The organism is Stenotrophomonas sp. 3diitr2024 (assembly GCF_042136455.1).
In the GTDB taxonomy this organism is placed as follows: domain Bacteria; phylum Pseudomonadota; class Gammaproteobacteria; order Xanthomonadales; family Xanthomonadaceae; genus Stenotrophomonas; species Stenotrophomonas sepilia.
The window spans coordinates 1-325 of sequence record NZ_JBHHMJ010000805.1 but is presented as its reverse complement, the minus strand read 5'-3'; the positions used below and the strand labels follow the sequence as shown (position 1 = coordinate 325).

The 325-nt window shown below is 68.3% G+C and carries 2 pseudogenes; one reads left to right on the top strand and one right to left on the bottom strand.

Annotated features, from left to right (window positions below):
- Positions 1-106: 106 nt before the first annotated feature.
- Positions 107-232 (bottom strand): annotated as a pseudogene (locus ABGA94_RS21435) (DUF3999 family protein); the annotation flags it as partial.
- On the opposite strand from ABGA94_RS21435, the pseudogene ABGA94_RS21430 reads away from it, so the two are divergent.
- Positions 219-325: pseudogene (locus ABGA94_RS21430) on the top strand (phosphatidate cytidylyltransferase); the annotation flags it as partial. The pseudogenes ABGA94_RS21435 and ABGA94_RS21430 overlap by 14 nt on opposite strands.

The following is a 325-nucleotide window of genomic DNA, read 5'->3' as shown; positions in this document are numbered from 1 at the left end:
TGTTGAGGGCATGCACGCCGTTGGCGTACGTCTTGGACAGCGAATCGATCTTCAGCATGCGACGTACACCTTTCCATGGGCAATGTCTGCGCGTTATCCGCGCAACCGCGTCCGTGCGGCGCGCGGTCGCGCTGCCCACCGCCAGTGCGTAGGGCGCCGCGCCCTGGCTCAGGAACACCAGCACTTCCGGCTGGTAACCCAGACGCAGCGTCGGCGCGGTGCTGGTGCTGGCCACGCTGGTGGCCGAGACCCTGCGCTGGCGGCAGCGTGGGCAGCCCAGTGCAGTGATCGCCAACCTGGTGTCGCGCATCCGCGCCTGGTGGGT